The sequence below is a fragment of the Paenibacillus profundus genome (assembly GCF_021369635.1).
Taxonomy (GTDB): Bacteria; Bacillota; Bacilli; order Paenibacillales; family Paenibacillaceae; genus Paenibacillus_B; species Paenibacillus_B profundus.
The window spans coordinates 39,422-57,233 of the sequence record NZ_JAJNBZ010000001.1 but is presented as its reverse complement, the minus strand read 5'-3'; the positions used below and the strand labels follow the sequence as shown (position 1 = coordinate 57,233).

Sequence of the window (17,812 nt, the reverse complement as noted above, 5' to 3'; positions counted from 1 at the left end):
TCATCACAGTCGAGTGCTAACCGATATAACAAAAATACCAAACGGACAAGACGATTGTCAAGTCAGTTCAGTACTTTGAGGACAGCTATTTCATCGCAGCAATCCCGTTTTTTGCAATGAACGCAATCGGTCCATACTTTCTCCGGGAATATTTCTTTTTGCACAATGTCGAAACCATTCTTCTGAAAAAATTTGGCCTCGTACGTTAAAGCCATTACCTTGGGTATCGCTCGTTCTTTAGCTTCGGCGACAAGCTCGTCAACAAGCAATGAACCGATTCCCTTTCCTTTATGCCCCGGTGTAATGCCAAGCGAACGAATTTCGACAAGGTCGCTGCCCAGTTGGCACAGTGAGCCGCAGCCTACCATTTGTCCGCCCAGCTCAGCGACGACGAAATGCTCCAGTTGCTTCTCAAGTATGTCTCGGGAACGTGGAAGCATAATTCCTTGCTCTGCATAATGCTGTATAAGTTCAAACAACGTATCAATATCGTCTGGTGTCGCCTTTCTCACCATGGCTGTCATCGTACTTTCCCTCCGCGTGTGATGTAACTCACATAATATTCATGAATGAATATACATCATGATGCATAGTTTATCAAGGATTATTTTACCTGGGAGGCACTCCCCGCTCCGTTCATTCCGATACATGTCTATCTTCAATCTGGATATACTAAGCGTAGCGATTTACATTAATAAGGTCAGGTGATTTCACTTATGAAAAAACGGATATCGCTATTAACTCTTTTTTTTACAGTGATTAGCACGATGATGGTCATTCCACAGTTATATCATCCTACTGCAAGTATGGTTATCGTCACCTTCATCGGCCTCTTATTCGGGTCGTTCTGCATGGCTTTTATGATCTCGCTATTGCTGCGGATGGTATTAAAGCGCTAAATCAATCAATAAATAACTCATCTTTCGTGCATTCTCCCTACAAACCATTACTATTTCACCAAAATAAATAATTAATAGCTTAACTGCTTATTTTCATAAGCAGCAACATAGTAAATAAAAAATGCCGCTGCACGATATTGTCTGCTCTTGAAGCAGCCTTCTATATCGTAGCAGCGACATTTTTGTTGTTGACGTTATTCCGAACGCAGGTACAACCGGCCTCCGTATTAAGCTATGACACTAACAGTTGCTCTCAACCGCTCACTTCTCGCCGCTCAACAACCCCACAAAGGAGCCGAATACATCGTTGCCGAACAGCAGCCCTTGCTCTGTCAAACGATACCCTTCCGATGTCACTTCAATTAATCCTTGCTTCAGCAGCCGTTTAAGCGGAGCAGCAAACACCTTGTCAAGCAGCGCGCCTCCGAACTGCTCCGCAAAGCGGTCACTGCTTACCCCTTCCAGCAAGCGCAGGCCGACCATCATGAAATCCTCCATCGCCTCGGCCTCATCTATGCAAAAAGTATCAAGGCGCGGCAACCCATTGTGGCATGCCTCCACATAAGGCGTAACCCCTTTAATGTTCAGATGCCGCTCTCTCTTCGTATAGCCGTGCGCACCCGCCCCGATACCATAATAATCTTCATTGCGCCAATAAGTCGTGTTATGTCGGCTCTCATATCCGGGCTTCGCAAAGTTGCTGATTTCGTACTGGTCGTACCCCGCCGCTTTCATGCGTTCCATAATGACCATGTACATTTCAAGCTCATCTTCTTCGCTAGGAAGCGGCAGCTCATTGCGGTGGTACATCGCATGGAACAGCGTATTTTCTTCCACCTTCAAGCTGTAAATGGACAAATGCGGCAAATCGAGCTCCAACGCTTTCTCAACGCTATGCTCCAGCATCTCCACCGTCTGATTCGGCAGCCCGAACATCAGATCAATGGACATGTTGTCAAAGCCCGCTTTCTGCGCATTCTCAATACTGCGGTACACATCGTCCGTGTTATGAATCCTTCCAATTTCATGCAGCAGATTATTGTTGAATGACTGCACGCCGAAGCTTATCCGATTCACACCGCCTGCATGCATGACGCGCAGCTTCTCGAGATCCGTCGTGCCGGGATTGGCCTCCATGCTGAATTCAATCTGTTTACTCCAATTCGGGAACGCGTTCCGCACTGAATCGAGAAAATAGGCCATTTGATCTGGCTTCAAAACGGTAGGCGTTCCGCCACCGACGAAGATCGTGTCGATCTCATCTGGAGGACATTGCTCTACCGTATGCTTCATTTCTTGCTCCATCGCCCGCAAGTAGTCCATCACTGGCTGACCTTTCAGCACATAGGAGTTGAAATCACAGTAAAAGCATTTGTTCGTGCAAAATGGAATATGAATATACAGCGCACGTGGAGCATGAGCCGGATAAGGTTGTTGTTGTAATGAAGGTTGAATCGCCGACATGGCGAGAACCCTCCTTTCGCATCGCTATATCATGCACGATCTAAAAACACTTTTGGATCCGCATCTATTAAAAAGAGGAGGCGACCGCCTCCTCCCCTTTACTTATTTGTCATCAATTTTCAATACAGCCATGAACGCTTCCTGCGGCACCTCAACGCTGCCGACCTGCTTCATGCGCTTCTTCCCTTCTTTCTGCTTCTCCAGCAGCTTGCGCTTACGCGAAATGTCACCACCGTAACATTTCGCAAGCACGTTCTTGCGCATTGCTTTAACCGTTTCCCGAGCCATGATCTTCGTTCCGACAGCTGCTTGTATTGGCACCTCGAACATTTGGCGCGGAATCAGTTCACGCAACTTCTCGCAAATCAACTTGCCGCGATGATGTGAACGGTCACGGTGCACGATGACGGACAAAGCGTCAACCTGCTCTCCATTCAACAAAATATCCATCTTAACCAAGTTCGACTGGCGGTATCCTGACAGCTCATAATCGAAGGATGCATAGCCTTTCGTGTTTGATTTCAACTGGTCAAAGAAATCATAGACGATTTCTGCCAACGGAATCTGATATGTGATCGTGACACGCGTCGTGTCCAAATATTGCATATCCACAAACTCGCCGCGTTTTCCTTGGCACAGCTCCATAACAGCTCCGACAAAATCGTTCGGCACGATAATGGCAGCTTTGACATATGGCTCTTCGACGTACTCAAGCTTGCCCTGTTCCGGATAATTAGACGGATTATCGATGTCGAACGTAGTGCCATTCGTCAGTGTAACGCGGTAAATTACGCTTGGTGCCGTCGTAATAAGCGGAATGTTGAATTCACGCTCGATGCGCTCTTGGATAATTTCCATATGCAGCAAGCCTAGAAATCCACAGCGGAAACCAAAGCCGAGCGCGGAAGACGTTTCCGGCTCAAACGTGAGCGAAGCGTCGTTCAATTGCAGCTTCTCGAGCGCTTCCCGCAAGTCATTGTAATCCGATGTCTCAATCGGATACAGACCGCAGAATACCATCGGGTTAATACGGCGATAGCCAGGCAGCGGTTCCACTGTCGGCTTCTTCGCGTCCGTCACCGTATCCCCGACACGAGTGTCGCCGACGTTCTTGATGCCTGCCACGATAAAGCCGACATCCCCGACGTTCAGTTCGTCCACGATCGTCATGCTCGGCTTAAAGGCGCCGACCTCGATTACCTCGAACGTCTTGCCTGTCGCCATCATCTTGATCTTGCTGCCGGAGCGGATGGCTCCATCCACGACGCGCACGTAGACAATAACGCCTTTGTAAGGATCGTAGTGCGAGTCGAATATGAGCGCCTTCAGCGGCTCTTCTGGATTACCCGTCGGCGATGGCACCTTCTGGACGACCTGTTCCAATATTTCCTTAATGCCGATGCCCGCTTTGGCAGAAGCATGCACCGCTTCCGAGCAATCGAGACCGATCACTTCTTCGATCTCCTGCTTGACGCGATCCGGCTCTGCACTTGGCAGGTCAATCTTATTGATGACCGGTATTATTTCGAGATCGTTGTCGAGCGCAAGATAGACGTTAGCCAATGTCTGCGCTTCGATGCCCTGTGCGGCGTCGACGACAAGCAAAGCGCCTTCGCACGCGGCCAAGCTGCGGGATACTTCATACGTGAAGTCGACGTGTCCCGGCGTGTCGATCAAGTTCAAAATATATTCCTCACCGTCGTCCGCCTTATAGTTCAAGCGGACCGCCTGCAGCTTAATCGTAATGCCCCGTTCGCGCTCCAAGTCCATTTTGTCGAGCACTTGGGCTTGCATTTCACGGGACGTCAACGCCCCGGTGTATTCCAAAATTCGATCGGCAAGTGTAGACTTCCCGTGATCAATGTGCGCAATAATGCAAAAATTGCGAATTTTCTTTTGTCGTGACAGCAGTTCCGTCATTCGATTTCCATACCCCCACCACTGAGCCAAGTTTCAATTTATATATTATACCGAAATGAAGAGGCCTCAGCAATGGGAACGACATGATCCTCAACTTCCGCCACAAAATAACGTAACAAAAAGCCCGTTTATTTTTCAAAATAGTCCGCTAAACAGCCCCACAACCGCGCGAATGCCTGCCTGAGACAAATGCTGCAGCAGCCCTGCCGTTTCGTCCGCCAGCTTGTTGACCGGTGCATCCTCCACCGGGGGAAGCCATGGAGAGTCAGACATATCATAACCATCATGTGTCACCGCGTCCCGGTTCGTGCCAGTCCTATCGTGTTGCTTCGTGCGCTCGCCGCTGATTGGCTGTTCCACCTGGTTGCGCTGCGATTTCGGCTCAGACCACGGACTTACGCCTTCGTTGCCGCTCTCGTCCACACGCCAGGACGTAGACGCATTCACCGCCTCACGTCCCGCATCCATCGGTCCATACACCCGATCCATCCCCACCGAAGCGACTTCCATCCCAATGAAGACTCCAAGCGCTAGCAGCACGATCATGCCGATAAGCTGTTTCATGTAACGCGACATTGGTAGCGGCCTCCCCGTTATCCATTCGCCCCAGCGGACGTCTGCTGCTGTTTCTTGAGGACGGTCTTGCGGTCGACAGCTTTGTTCTCTGCCGGCTTGGGCACCTTTGGCACTGGCTTGTTCACTGGCTTCGCTTCTGTAAGCTCCCGAACGATTTCCGCGATTAAATCGGCGAGCACATCCGCTGTGCGATAAGACTCTTCCAACGTATTATCGATGCCGCCGACTTCAATAACTACGCTATTAGGCGACAATGATTGATTGTATTCCCCATTGCCCTGAGCCGCTGACTTGCCCCATATTCCGCGGGAAATTCCGGGATATCGCTCTTCCAGCTTCTCATGGATTTCACTTGCGAAGCTCTCGTTCTCTTTCCAATTCGGATTGCGGTGACCGATAATAAAGTACACCTGCGCGTATGATTTTCCTTTGATTTCAACCGTCGAATCTTTCCGGCGCAGCGCATCGCGATGAATATCAAAGAAAAATTGCAGCTCTTTATTTTGAGCCATCGCTTCTTTTACTGTTTGTTTAGAGTATTTGTAAGACATATTCCAGTTATACCCTTTTATCGATGAAGAATAATCTTCGTTGGAATGAACAGCTCCGATGCCCTGCTTCTCCAGTTGCTCCTGCAGCCGCTTGCCTACTAGCGTAATGTTTGTCTTCGCATCGTTCGGGTTGTTGCTTTGTTTTTCTAGCTCAGGATTCCACGATTCCCGATTGTGTGAATGATAGATGAAGACATAATTGTTTAAATTGGTCTTGGATTTCCCTGAATTGTCCTGACCTTTATTTGGCTCCGGCTTCGTCGGCGGCCGCACCGTTTCTGCACCTTGTCCATTTCCCTTGCCTCCCGGTACTTGATCGCCTTGGTCCGGTCCGTTCGTCGGCTCCCCTCCGTGTTCATCTGGATGCTTATCCCCCAGGTTAGCGGGCAACGGATAATCTTCCGGTCCCTTCACCGCTTGATTTCCTACTCCAAGCCGAAGTGGAATCGCCGCATCCCGGTCGAGCCCGGGAACCTCGCCCGCCAGTAAACTTTTCGGGTCGAACGGATTGACATTCGTCGCCAGTTGGACGAGAAATTGAGCAACCTGATTGCGAGAAAGCGATGCTTCCCCTTCGCCTTTGGGCAGCTTAGGCATTTCCATTGCCATCATATCTACAAAAAAACGAGTGGAAAGCTGTGCCGCGACACCCTTCATGGACGACAGCGGGGAGGATTCCAGCTTCTGCTCCACCAATCCGCCCAGACCGAGCACAATGAAAAAAACAGCCGAACCGATAGACAATAACACAAACGTTCGTCCCATCACGAGCGCCTGCATCCATTTTTGCTTCAGCTTCCCAACATTAAATATCCGAAACATGCGATGTCCTCCTCCACCTGCTGTCCCTCTCTAACTGCAAGCAACAACCGCGCTTCATGCTGTATTTAAGAGAGTGCATTTAGTAGAATCTATGAGGACAATCTATGAAGTAGAACTATTACATTTGAGAGTCTATTAATTCATGTTGAACAACCTCTAGTAAAAAATGAAAAGCGATGAGCGTTCCGCCGCCTAATGTGCTGCTAGCCTCCACTGAGCCACCGTGAGCTTCGACGAGCTGCTTCGTAATCGCCAATCCAAGCCCGCTCCCCTTCGCTGTCTCGTCTGTGGTCCTACCGCGGTAGTACCGGGTAAACAACCGTTTCAATGTGTTCGCGTCCATTCCTTTACCATTATCAGTGAAGCTGAGCGTCAGCTTATTATCTTCCGTCATTAATTCCACCTTCAACTTCGTTCCAGGCGGATTATGCAAGAAGGCATTCATACATACATTGTCCACCATACGGCGGAAATAACGCGTATCAATCTTAAAGAGAACTTCCTGCTCGGGGAAGAAGGTTTCGAACTCCGCTTCGGATAATTGCGGGAGCACAAATATGTCCTGGAGCGTCTCGGTTAACCAATGACGTATATCTATCAGTTCGCGCTGCAGCGGCAGACTCCCGCTCTGGAGCTGATACGTCAAATTGAGATCCTGTATCAGATCGTCCATCATCTCCGCTTTTTGCTTCATGATGTTTACAAATTCTGACGCTTCTTCCGGTTCCCAAGCGTATTCTTTTGCGCTTAGCAAATGCGCATAACCGATAATGGACGCAAGTGGCGTCTTCAAGTCATGTGATAGTCCCGCCAGCCACTCCTCCCTGTACGTTTCGTGCCTTATCCGCTCTTCATCAGCGCTCTTTAAGCGCAAGGCCATCTGCTGCAGTGACTGCATAATATCCCCATATATGCGGTAATTCCGCTTCAACTTCCCATTTTTCCGTTCCGAATGGGGGATTCCGCGCGTATTGACCGGCTCCTCATAATGTCCCGATGATATGCTCTCAGTCCATTTCATGACATGCTGCAACGGCCGGGCAAGACGCGAGCTTTGCCACCACGCCATCATAATAAATACGAATAGCATAAATGCCACAGTGCCGGCAATGGCTATCACAAACAGCTGATCATAGGATTCAATCGTAAATCCCGCCGCCTTCACTCCTGGAACCGAAGGCGAAAATGGCATGTGCAGCAGCCATGTCTCGCGCGATGCCGTATCATAGCGGTAGGCCACGCGCTGTCCGTAGCGCTCTTCATACATCGTCTGCATGACGATATCCTGCAACGAGTACCGATTAGGCGCGTCTTCCGGCTTGTTCCACGAAGCGAGCTCCATACCGTCTGCATCCAGCCTTTGCACCCATGCTTGATGCTTCTCCAGCATAGTCTCAAGAGCATCTGCTCCATCGCCGGTGTCTCCGCTGCGTGCTGCGAGCCACGTCTCCAGCAGCCTCTCATCCTTCGGATTTACGCCGTACAGCAGTGTGACGGCACGATTATCCAGCTGCTTGATGTAAATATATAAATCATATGGGAACGGACTCTTACCCTGCGCGTAGGCGGCAACCTCACCGGCCGAGTAATGCGTTGGCACATCGGATGGCGTCTCAAAAGATTTGAGAACATTCCCTTCCTCATCGATGAGTTGCATCCAACCACCGCTCGCTCTCACCTGATCCTGCAGTTCGTCATCCCATCGCACATTGCCATGCAGGTCCATCGACAAAGACTCGGATACTTGGTTCGGACCATGTCGGGCAAAGCTCCGATTCAGATCGAGCGCTATCATGCGATCGGCCACCCATAAGAAGGCGGCGAACACCGTACAGAGCAGCACCGCTCCGACTACAAGCCACTGCCAACCGTAATGCCAAGCCAGCCTTCTGCTCGTCTTCATCTTCCTTCACCTTCTGTTGACGATGAGATCAGGCGTACTGGAATCGCTTTGGCCGGCGGAACAAGCTTATAGCCCATGCCGCGCACGGTAACCAGAACTTCAGGCTGGCTCGGATTGGCTTCGATGCGTTCCCGAATGCGATGGATGTGCACCATCACCGTATTATCATCGCTTACCGCATCGTGTCCCCACACGCTTTCATACAGTTCGCTTTTAGAGAAAATCCGGTTCGGATGCTTGCATAAAAACAAGAGCAGCTGAAATACCATCGCCGGACACTCAACCGGTCTGCCCTCCACCCTTAATTCTCCAGCTGCTTCATCTAGTTGAAACCGCCCGCATTGATATACGGTTAGGTCCGGTTCACGCCGCTTGTCCGCTTGGCTGCTCACAACGGCCATATAACGTTTCAACTGCGCCTTGATGCGCGCAACGAGCTCCAGCGGGTTGAACGGCTTCGTCATGTAGTCGTCGCCTCCTAAGGCGAAGCCTGTCAGCTTATCCAAATCCGTCGTGCGCGCCGTAACGAATATAATCGGGGCATCCGTCTGCTCCCGAATGAATGGAGCAAGCTCAAAGCCGCTTTTGCCAGGCAGCATAACATCCAGCACAACCAGATCAACAGGCTGGCTGCGGCAGCAGTGAACAGCCTCTTCCCCTGTCGCCACGCAAGTTATATGAGTAAAGCCTTCCTTTTGCAGGACGGTGTGCACCATTTTGCTTAAAGCTGCTTCATCTTCCACAATTAAGATGTGTGCTGCTCGAATATCTGTTTCCATCAAAGTTCTTCCTCTCTTTTTCCTCTCGCCTTCCATTCTATTCTATCATGTTCACCTTTCACGCCATTCAACGCTATCTTAACGGAACCTTAACAGATTCGTAATTAGAAGCCTTTCTCGCATGAAAAGTTAAGAAAAGAATGGGCAGCGGTTACGGCTCCGTTCAAGCTGGCCCATTATGATGAAGATAGTGCAGTGATTACCCTTATGAGGGTAGTGACGCAAAGATGAGAGGATGATGGAAGTGAATTACCGTCTTACTATGTGCGTATTAGCATTAACGGTCTGTACTGGCCTCCTGACGACAGGCTGCTCATTTCAAGCCGAGAAGAAAGGAGAAACTGCAATGAAGGCAACACAAGCTCCAGCAGAATCGTCTGCGCCTTCCGCCGACATTTCACCGGAACAGATTGAGGACTGGATTAGAGACCATGACGCGGCCACACTGCATCAAAGCTTATCCGCAAGCTTTCAACAGAAGGTGTCTCAACAAGAAGTGGAGCAGCAGCTGCAAAATTTTTGGAGTAAAGGGGAGACTCCGAAGCGATTGTCGAGCATGACACTGAATGGTGCAGACAAATACGTCTGGACGGACGCTGCCGGTCAGAAGGGAGTGATGGCAATGTTGGCGGACAATCAGATCATCTCCATGCAATTCATCCCGCTCGTCTCAGCGGAAACGGATCTTAAACCGACCACCAACGGCTATCGCATGCCATTTCAAGATAAATGGCTGGTGTTCTGGGGCGGCCGCAATGAGCTCATCAACTACCACTACGCTTACCCGAATCAACGCTATGCCTACGATCTAGTCATCACACATGACGGGTTCAGCTTTAAGGGCGATCCGACAAAGAACGAAAGCTACTATGCATTCGGTCAGCCTGTCGTCGCCCCGCTCGAGGGAAAAGTTGTCGACGTCGTCAACGATATTCCTGATAATTATCCGGTCGGACAGATGAATGAGCAGCAGCCAGAAGGAAATTATGTCATTCTGGATCACGGAAATGACGAATACAGTCTGCTTGCGCATTTCAAGCAAGGCACGATCCAGGTGAAGCAAGGCGATGTCGTGAAGGCAGGGCAACTGCTAGGGGAGTGCGGCAACTCTGGCAATTCAAGTGAAGCCCACATTCATTTTCAAGTATCTGATGCGCCTTCCCTGACGAAGGGCATGTCCATACCGATTCAATTCGAACATGATGCAGACCCTCTTCAAGGGGATGTAATTCGGGGGCAATCTTAATCTACTTTGATTTCATGCAATGCTACATTGTTCCCGGCAGCCTAAAGACGCCTGCTCGATACAGGCGTCAGGCTGTTGAGAAGCCTTTTTAATCACCAACATTAATGCGTATATGCCGCCACATTATCCGTATCAACTGCTTCGTGCAATGAAGCATTGAGCCCGCTGGCAATAATGTTCGCCATATCCTCCATAAATTCATCGACTTCCTTCGGCGTTACGACGAGATCATGACCAAGCGGCTCCAGCACTTCCTTCACCAGCATCAGCCTCTCCTGCTCCCCGATATCGTCCAGCATTCCGAGAATCTCCCGTGTATTGCTCGTTTCCTGCTTAAAATGCTCCTTCATCATATCAATGGCGTTGTTCACGATCGTGGAAGCATAACAGACGGTCGGCACTCCTATCGCAATGCACGGGATGCCGAGAATGTCCTTAGTCAGGCCGCGCCTTTTGTTGCCAATGCCTGAACCGGGGTGGATGCCGATATCGGCAATCTGAATCGTCGTATTGACACGTTCCAGCGCCTTCGAGGCAAGCGCATCGATTGCGATGATGACGTCAGGCTTCGTCCGTTCCACAATCCCTTGGACAATTTCGCTGGATTCAATGCCTGTCACGCCCAATACACCCGGCGCGACAGCACTGACTTCCCGGTATCCCGGGCTCACTTGGTCTGGCATAATTTCAAAGTAGTGGCGCGTTACCAACACATTTTCCACGACTAATGGGCCAAGGGCATCCGGCGTAACGTTCCAGTTGCCCAGACCGACGATAAGCGCCTTGTCGCCCTTCTTCACTCCTACTTCCTCCAGAAACGCTTCAAATAGCTGCGCAAATTTCGTCGCGACACGATCCTGCAGGTCAGTATCTTTGCGCCGTAATCCCGGCACTTCAATCGTAATATAGCGCCCAGGCATTCGTCCAATGGCACGAGAGCCTTCCTCCGTCTGGACGTGTATTCTCGTCACCTTTACCCCGCGAACGTCTTCTACGTCCTCCTGAACTCCGGGAATGGGTACGGCAGCGTCCGGTTGCGCCAGTTCTCTGGCTTCCAGCGCCAAGTCCGTTCGCACTGAGTAAGCTCTTAAATCCGCAGTCATAGGCATTATCCTCCCATTTGAACATATCTTGCTTTGTATTGTGTGCAAGGAAAGAAATCTTATACGATTTCCTTCTGATGTAAACGACTTCATGTTCATATATAGGCATATGTAAACCAAGGTAAATGTATTGCATTTTGCCGTTCGTCATGATAGAATACTTTAAGTTGTGAATCTATTTCTTTACACATCCTATTGAAATTGATTCTGTTGTCGCACTACGATGCAACGGAGGTGAAAGCAATGCCAAACATTAAATCCGCTGTTAAACGCGTGAAATCAAACGACAAGCGTCGTATGTTGAACGCTTCCCAAAAGTCTGCACTTCGCACAGCTGTGAAAGCAGCTGACATCTCTTTGGCGAATAACGAAGCTGAAACAGCTAAAGCAGCTGTCGCTTTGGCTTCTAAGAAATTGGATAAGGCTGTGACAAAAGGCCTAGTCCACAAAAATGCGGCTGCCCGCAAAAAGTCTCGCTTGGCACAAAAATTGAACGCTCTGCTTGCGCAAGCGTAAGCCCGAGCCTTTCATACTTAGCTTGAAGCGAAGAAGCCCGGAGATAAACGCATATGCGCTTATCTCCGGGCTTCTTTCATCTGGCTGGATACGCCGGCAGCTATCCGCATGATGAACAGCTCCAAGCCAAGCGCCTTCTCCACGCGCCCTGACTTCATCTCATAATCAAGCTCTGCCGCTTCCGCAATCCAGTTGGACAATACCGCTATATCATATTGCCGGGCTTGTTCTGCAGCCATCTTGACCGCGTACGGATGCAAGCCGAGCTGAGATGCTGCCTGCTGCTGGCTGAAGCTTTGGTTGGTCAGTTCTTTGACCTGCATCATCATTCTCAACTGGCGCACGATCAGTGCCATTATCTTAATCGGCTCTTCCTTTTGCTTCAGCAGCTCATATAAGGTGGCAAGCGCGCGATCGGCACGCCGCCGCACAATATCCTCCACGAGCTGAAACACATTTTGCTCCGTATTTTTAGCAATGAGGCGATCCACAGTTGGGACGTCGATAATGCCGCCCGCCCCGGCAAACAGACAGCACTTTTCTATTTCTGCAGATAGAGACTGCAAATTAGTGCCAGCACTGTTGAGCAAAGCTTCGACTGCTTCATCTGCTATGGAGCATTGATTGCTCTCGATTTGCTTTTTCACCCATCGCACCAATTCTTCCGCACTTAGAGGCAGAAACGGCAGAACTGCCCCCTCAGCCTTCGCTTTCTTTACCGTCTTTTTCCGTTCGTCCAACTTGTCCGCTTGCACGAGAAATACGATAATACTTGTTTCCATCGGTTGATCCATGTACTCAAGCAGGCGCTCTGTACGATGATCGATTTTACCGTCTTTACCCGACGCGAAAATGCTCTGATCCTTAACGAGAATACATTTGCGCGCCACTAGAAATGGAAGCGTCTCCGCCTCTTCAATCACCAGTTCAATCGGAGATTCTCCGGTGTCCATTTTCGTCACGGCCAATTCGCGGTTCTCTTCCTCTACGGTATGTTGGACAAGGAATTGAACAAACTCTTGCATTCGATATTTCTCCGTCCCGTACAGCACATATATGGAACGCGGATTGCCCCGCTGTATTTCTTTCATAGCAGATTTTACATCCACCGTGATGCCTCCCCTCACATTTCCGAACCTCATCATAGCAAATTTTGCAGCAAAAACAAAGGGACTCACGCAATCTTGAGCCAGATTACGAAGTCCCTCTGTCCCCTAACATCTATGATAAACGTCCGCAGTAAAGCTCTAGAAACTTCCTGCGAACGGTCATACGACGTACGGGAACGTCATTGCTTATATGCAATTCTAAAATACTATACGCAAGCAGCGTTACTTGTGTGCATGAATTGAAACTTTTTCGTATATCAAGGCGTCTCTTGGACCGTACCTTGAATCACATCCGGCTCCGATTCCGATTTTGCCCCTATCTCTGAAGCGGGCACCAAACTATCCTTCTGTACGGCATATTTGCTCTCTTGAGCGGTGCCATCTTCTGACACTGTTCTGACACCAATGCTCTTGCTGTCGGAGGACCATAAAATTTCGGTCGGCGTTCCGGCAAAAGCGAGCGTATGGACTTTACTCTGTTGATGATCCGCTACTTTGTACAGAACCAATTGTCCGTTCTCCCACAGTACCATCCATTTGCCGTCCGGAGACGTCGCTTCCATCGATTGCTTCATGATGAAGTTCATGGAGTTGCCGTCACGATCTTTCACTGCGCCATCCGGGTCGGGACTCGTCGTCTCTCCCTTAACCTCTGGATCCTCATCAGCCGATATGTGCTTATCCTGCGGCGGATTGCCTGCAATTCCTTCATGCGCTTCTTGTCCAGCCGAGTTGTTGAACGCAGACGGTTCCTTTGGAGATTCAGTCTGTTTTTTGGACACGTCTTTCTTCAGCGGAGTCTTCACCGGCTTGTCGGCGCCAGTGCTCTGTCTATCTTTCTTCTGATCGGATGCTTCCTTCTTCGCAGAATCAGCACTGTCATCCGGCGTCTGCGCCCCCACGACCGCCCTATCCTCCGGCTCCCGCGGTTCCTGCATCTTCGGCTCCGGCGTCGCGCTCTCCTTCGTCGGACTGGTCGTCATAGTTGTAGAATCAGCGGAATCGCTGGAGGAGGGAGCGTGTTGTTGAGAGTTCATCTCTGGGAAATCTCCAGCTTGCTCCGACATCGGCGGTTTAAATGTAATAATAAATAGACCGAACACAACTCCTGCAGCGATAACTGCGCTTGCCACACGCCAATTCCTACGCTTAAACCAATGCTTGCGCCCCGGCGCAGCATGATCCGTCTGTTCTTGCTCCTCCCGCTGAACAGCCAGATCGTGTCCCTGTTCTGCGATTGGTATGGGCTGTTCATAGCGGGCAAGCGGAGCGACAGCGACCGCAGCCACCTGCTGCTCCAAATCAATTTGATCCAACTTCGGCATAATCGCATCAACCAGACTAAATCGCGGAGCGACCTTGGGGAGTTGAGCCAATTCTCCATGCAATTGTTCTAATCGTTCGGACATTTCAGCACAGGCGGGGCAACGGCTTACATGATCTGCCAGCAGGTTTTTTTCCGATGCATCCAGATCATGATCCAAATTGCGTTGTATCAGTTCCATCACCTCTGAACAGTTCATCCTCGCACACCACCTTTCTCATAATCTTGCAGCATCGTCTGCAGCTGTTGTCGGGCGCGGAATAAATAAGACTTCACCGTGTTAAGCGGCAAATTCATACTATCCGCTATTTCGTTGTAGGAGAAATCTTGCAGATACCGCAGGACGACGACAGCTCGATGATGTTCAGGCAGCCGGTCAATCGCAGCACGTATATCTTGAGCCGCATATGCGGATAAAACTTCTCTCTCTACACTCTGATCCCCAAGAAATACGAGGTTATGCTCATCGATGGATACAGTTGGCCGGGTTCGGCGAAATTTATCAATGCAAATGTTCGTTACGATCCGTTGTACCCATGTCTTAAATTGGGCCTTTTCCTCATAAGATTGAATTTTTGTATAAATCCGGATTAAAGCTTCTTGGGACGCGTCCAGTGCATCCTGCTCATTATTCAGAACATAATAAGCGGTACGATACACGTATTGTTCGATTTCGCGCAAAAGAGTGATTAGAGCGTCGCGATCGCCGGATTGGGCGGCTCGTATGAGTTCTGGCTCTACCACCTTGATCCCCCTCTCTTGCATATCCATTGACGTGCTGACGACGCAAATGGTTGCAGTTCATCCGATTCCATTTTGTAGAATAATCTATCATGTTCATATAAAGAGTAGAAATTCATTCCTAGCATAGCAAAAATTCAACTCGATTTCATTGTAAGATGATTCAATTTAAATTGAATGGAATTTGAATTGAATTTGAATGAAGTAAAGCACGCCAAGACGACGTGCTTTTAAAAATACTATGGAAATATCCTATCATGCTTTTTGCGTACCTTCAATCCACTGCCTGTAAGCTTAAACTGTACTTCACCATTCAGATCCGTGCGCAGCACCGGCACGTTCGCTTGTGACAGTGCCCCCAGCACGAGCGGATGCGGATGACCATATCGATTGTTGCGGCCTGCGGAAATAACGGCAAGGCGAGGTTGCCACGCTTGCAGCCATTCGGGAGTCGTCGAAGTTTTGCTTCCATGATGCGCCACCTTCAACACATCGATCGACAGGGATTCATACATGTCCGAATTCGTAAGCATCATCTGCTCCCCGTCCGCCTCCAAATCACCAGTCAGCAAAATGGACGACTGCACCTTGCTGCGTGGATGTGTCAGTGTCACATGCAGAACTATAGAAGAATCGTTTTGTTGGTCCGATGTAGAAATATGATTCCCTGCGGACGATGCTTCGGGATATAGCACCTTGATTTGTGTCCATGCATCAAGCGACCACGTATCGCCCAGTTCCCACTTTATAATTGGTATTTGTTTCTGCAGCGCAGTCCGATAGAGCGAATGCATTGAAGCGGACGACTTCCATGTTCCATTCATGACGAATCGCTTCGTCGGAATTTGCTCCAGCACCGCCTGCAGACCGCCCGCATGGTCCTGATCAGCATGCGTCAGCACGACGGCAGCCAAGCTTCTGACTCCCCGTTGCTTCAAAAGAGGTACAACGACCTTCTCCCCTACCTCAAACGGCACCCGGCGGTCCCGCCAGCGGTCTGCAGGCTTGCGAAAATTAACGGTTCCCCCGCCGTCAATCAAGATATGGCGCCCGGTTGCTGTCCGAATGAGAATACTGTCGCCTTGCCCCACATCAATAATGCTGATAGTGGCATCCAGAGAGCGTTCCCTATGATATCCCGTGTAAATAATCGTCCCGAATAGAAGCGAGGCACCGAGCAGACCAGATAACACGAACCGAGGTGTAACCGAACGCAGCGTAATAAACGTATCTAGCGGTTGTGTATCTTCTGAGGCGCTGCCGGTTTGGCGGCGGAAGCGGCGTTGAAGACGATATGTGTTCATCCATCGGACCATGGAAACGATGAGCAGACTCAGGCTGACATAATATATAATAATCCACCATATGTGCGGCGTTGGCCATATGACTGTTGTCCCTTCGATTAGGCTCAGTCGTTGGACGATGGTAAAGGTCAGATCGTTCATCCGCACTACAATCCAGGCGACTGGCCGAGCTAACGGTTCATATATCGCGGCTGCAAGCAGTGAAATCGTTCCTAGCGGAAGCACACCCATGCTTATAAACGGTACAAGCAGGAAGTTAGCGCCGAAGGACAGCAACGAGAATTGATTAAAATAATAGACGGTTACCGGAAATGATACGGCTTGTGCTACGAGCGTCACGGCAATAGAAGAAGTGAGCCAGCTTGGCCAAGCCGGAAGCAGACGGACCACATGCGGGACGAATACGATAAGTCCTGCCGTTACGATGAAGGACAGCTGAAATCCAACTTGCAGCGCATAGCGCGGCTGCCATAGAAGCATGAGCAACAAAGCTGCGGACAAGATGTGCAATCCGTCCTTCAGCCACCCTCTTCGCAGTCCATACAGTGCTGCCATGGACATCATTCCCGCCCTCACTACTGAAGCTGCTGCTCCGGTAAGCAGCACGTAAAATGGAATGAGCCATAGTACCGCTGCAATGCTTGTCTCTTTCGTCATTCTTAACAGACGGAACATACCGAGCAACGCACCTACGAATACGCCGACATGCAGCCCGGAAATGGCGAGCACATGGGTCAATCCCAGCTCTGAGAACTGCTGATACGTATTCGGATCCAATTCGAGGCGGCTGCCCAAAATCAACCCTTGAACATAGCCGCTATGAGGCTGTTCATACAGTCGCTGCAGCAATCCAGATAAATGTTCTCTGAGTCCGTCTATATAAGCCAACATTTTCTGAACTGTCCACTGTATGTCCATGAGCGAGATAGCAGCCTCCGATGCTGTATCTGTTACTTGTTCTGCCCCGCTCACTTTAACAATCCAATGGATGCGTGCCGTCCGCAAATAATCACGGTAGCTGAAGGCGCCAAAATTCGTCGCTTCGCCAGGCAAGCTCAATGTACCGGCAATTTGCACCTGCTGACCTCTTTTCCATTGTGCAGCGGCTTCGATTTCCTGTTTCATGTGTAAGCGCACTTGAACGAGAAGCTTCTCTCGTGCAGGAGCAGGCTCATTCATTTCCGTCGATTTCCAGTCCGTAGACATAAAATGAAATTGTACACGGTCACCATCCCTTTCGACCGGTGAAGAGATGAATCCGTTCCATATGGCAGCCTGTTCTTCATTTGATGCGCCTTCGCCGTGGGATTCAGGCCAGTAACTGCGGTCAAGCTGTACGGACCAAATAAAATAAGTGACGGCCAGTAGCAGCGTAAGCGCATAAAGCACAGCCAGTCTCCAACTGCACCACTTCAATCGGCAGCATAGTGGCAGGATTAGAACCAAGCCAAGCGCTGCGATAAGCGCTGCCCCTGCACTTAGCGCAGCACCGAAGTGAACACCTATAACGAAGCAGCATGCTATGACCACTATCGGTCGTCGTTGCAGCATTTCA

15 protein-coding genes are annotated in these 17,812 nt (G+C 49.9%); 3 read left to right on the top strand and 12 right to left on the bottom strand.

All coding sequences use genetic code 11. The annotated features are described in order from the left end of the window. Positions 1–62 precede the first annotated feature (62 nt). Positions 63–524 (bottom strand): N-acetyltransferase, encoded by a 462-nt coding sequence (locus LQV63_RS00240; protein WP_233695287.1) that lies wholly within the window; start codon positions 522–524, stop codon positions 63–65. 192 nt (positions 525–716) lie between these two features. On the opposite strand from LQV63_RS00240, the gene LQV63_RS00235 reads away from it, so the two are divergent. After that, positions 717–899: a hypothetical protein gene (locus LQV63_RS00235; protein ID WP_019422534.1), complete on the top strand. Its 183-nt coding sequence runs from the start codon at positions 717–719 to the stop codon at positions 897–899. Between the two features lie 261 nt (positions 900–1,160). On the opposite strand, the gene hemW is transcribed toward LQV63_RS00235, so the two are convergent. The 6 genes from hemW to LQV63_RS00205 all read right to left on the bottom strand — a co-directional run bounded on the left by hemW (position 1,161) and on the right by LQV63_RS00205 (position 8,914). Further along, positions 1,161–2,363: a radical SAM family heme chaperone HemW gene (gene hemW / locus LQV63_RS00230; RefSeq protein WP_019422535.1), complete on the bottom strand. Its 1,203-nt coding sequence runs from the start codon at positions 2,361–2,363 to the stop codon at positions 1,161–1,163. 102 nt (positions 2,364–2,465) lie between these two features. Continuing rightward, positions 2,466–4,283, bottom strand: a complete 1,818-nt coding sequence (lepA, locus tag LQV63_RS00225; protein WP_019422536.1) for a translation elongation factor 4 — start codon at positions 4,281–4,283, stop codon at positions 2,466–2,468. 135 nt (positions 4,284–4,418) lie between these two features. Further along, a complete protein-coding gene (locus LQV63_RS00220) occupies positions 4,419–4,859 on the bottom strand; it encodes a hypothetical protein (RefSeq protein ID WP_019422537.1) in 441 nt (146 codons plus the stop codon). 17 nt (positions 4,860–4,876) lie between these two features. Next, the gene (locus tag LQV63_RS00215; protein WP_233695286.1) at positions 4,877–6,232 is read right to left on the bottom strand and encodes a stage II sporulation protein P; all 1,356 of its coding nucleotides are present in this window, start codon (positions 6,230–6,232) and stop codon (positions 4,877–4,879) included. 118 nt (positions 6,233–6,350) lie between these two features. Further along, complete coding sequence (locus LQV63_RS00210; RefSeq protein ID WP_233695285.1) at positions 6,351–8,135, bottom strand: sensor histidine kinase; 1,785 nt, start codon at positions 8,133–8,135, stop codon at positions 6,351–6,353. After that, entirely contained in the window at positions 8,132–8,914 is a 783-nt protein-coding gene (locus tag LQV63_RS00205; protein WP_267933824.1) for a response regulator transcription factor, read from the bottom strand. Before LQV63_RS00205 ends, LQV63_RS00210 begins: the two co-directional genes overlap by 4 nt. Positions 8,915–9,260: 346 nt before the next feature. On the opposite strand from LQV63_RS00205, the gene LQV63_RS00200 reads away from it, so the two are divergent. Next, entirely contained in the window at positions 9,261–10,160 is a 900-nt protein-coding gene (locus tag LQV63_RS00200) for a M23 family metallopeptidase (protein WP_233695284.1), read from the top strand. A 101-nt stretch (positions 10,161–10,261) separates the two neighbouring features. Here LQV63_RS00200 and gpr read toward each other — a convergent pair whose 3' ends face one another. Next, complete coding sequence (gene gpr / locus LQV63_RS00195; protein WP_206096339.1) at positions 10,262–11,263, bottom strand: GPR endopeptidase; 1,002 nt, start codon at positions 11,261–11,263, stop codon at positions 10,262–10,264. A gap of 243 nt (positions 11,264–11,506) precedes the next feature. Here gpr and rpsT point away from each other — a divergent pair, with 243 nt between their 5' ends. Then, the gene (gene rpsT, locus LQV63_RS00190; RefSeq protein WP_019422543.1) at positions 11,507–11,779 is read left to right on the top strand and encodes a 30S ribosomal protein S20; all 273 of its coding nucleotides are present in this window, start codon (positions 11,507–11,509) and stop codon (positions 11,777–11,779) included. A gap of 59 nt (positions 11,780–11,838) precedes the next feature. Here rpsT and holA read toward each other — a convergent pair whose 3' ends face one another. The 4 genes from holA to LQV63_RS00170 all read right to left on the bottom strand — a co-directional run bounded on the left by holA (position 11,839) and on the right by LQV63_RS00170 (position 17,808). Next, entirely contained in the window at positions 11,839–12,888 is a 1,050-nt protein-coding gene (holA, locus tag LQV63_RS00185; RefSeq protein WP_233695283.1) for a DNA polymerase III subunit delta, read from the bottom strand. 257 nt (positions 12,889–13,145) lie between these two features. Next, the gene (locus LQV63_RS00180) at positions 13,146–14,411 is read right to left on the bottom strand and encodes an anti-sigma factor family protein (protein ID WP_233695282.1); all 1,266 of its coding nucleotides are present in this window, start codon (positions 14,409–14,411) and stop codon (positions 13,146–13,148) included. Beyond that, positions 14,408–14,956 carry an RNA polymerase sigma factor gene (locus tag LQV63_RS00175; protein WP_019422546.1) on the bottom strand — a complete coding sequence of 183 codons (549 nt, stop codon included), beginning with the start codon at positions 14,954–14,956 and terminating at the stop codon, positions 14,408–14,410. The genes LQV63_RS00180 and LQV63_RS00175 overlap by 4 nt, the downstream gene beginning before the upstream one ends. Positions 14,957–15,192: 236 nt before the next feature. Continuing rightward, positions 15,193–17,808 (bottom strand): ComEC/Rec2 family competence protein, encoded by a 2,616-nt coding sequence (locus LQV63_RS00170; protein ID WP_233695281.1) that lies wholly within the window; start codon positions 17,806–17,808, stop codon positions 15,193–15,195. Between the last annotated feature and the right edge of the window lie 4 nt (positions 17,809–17,812).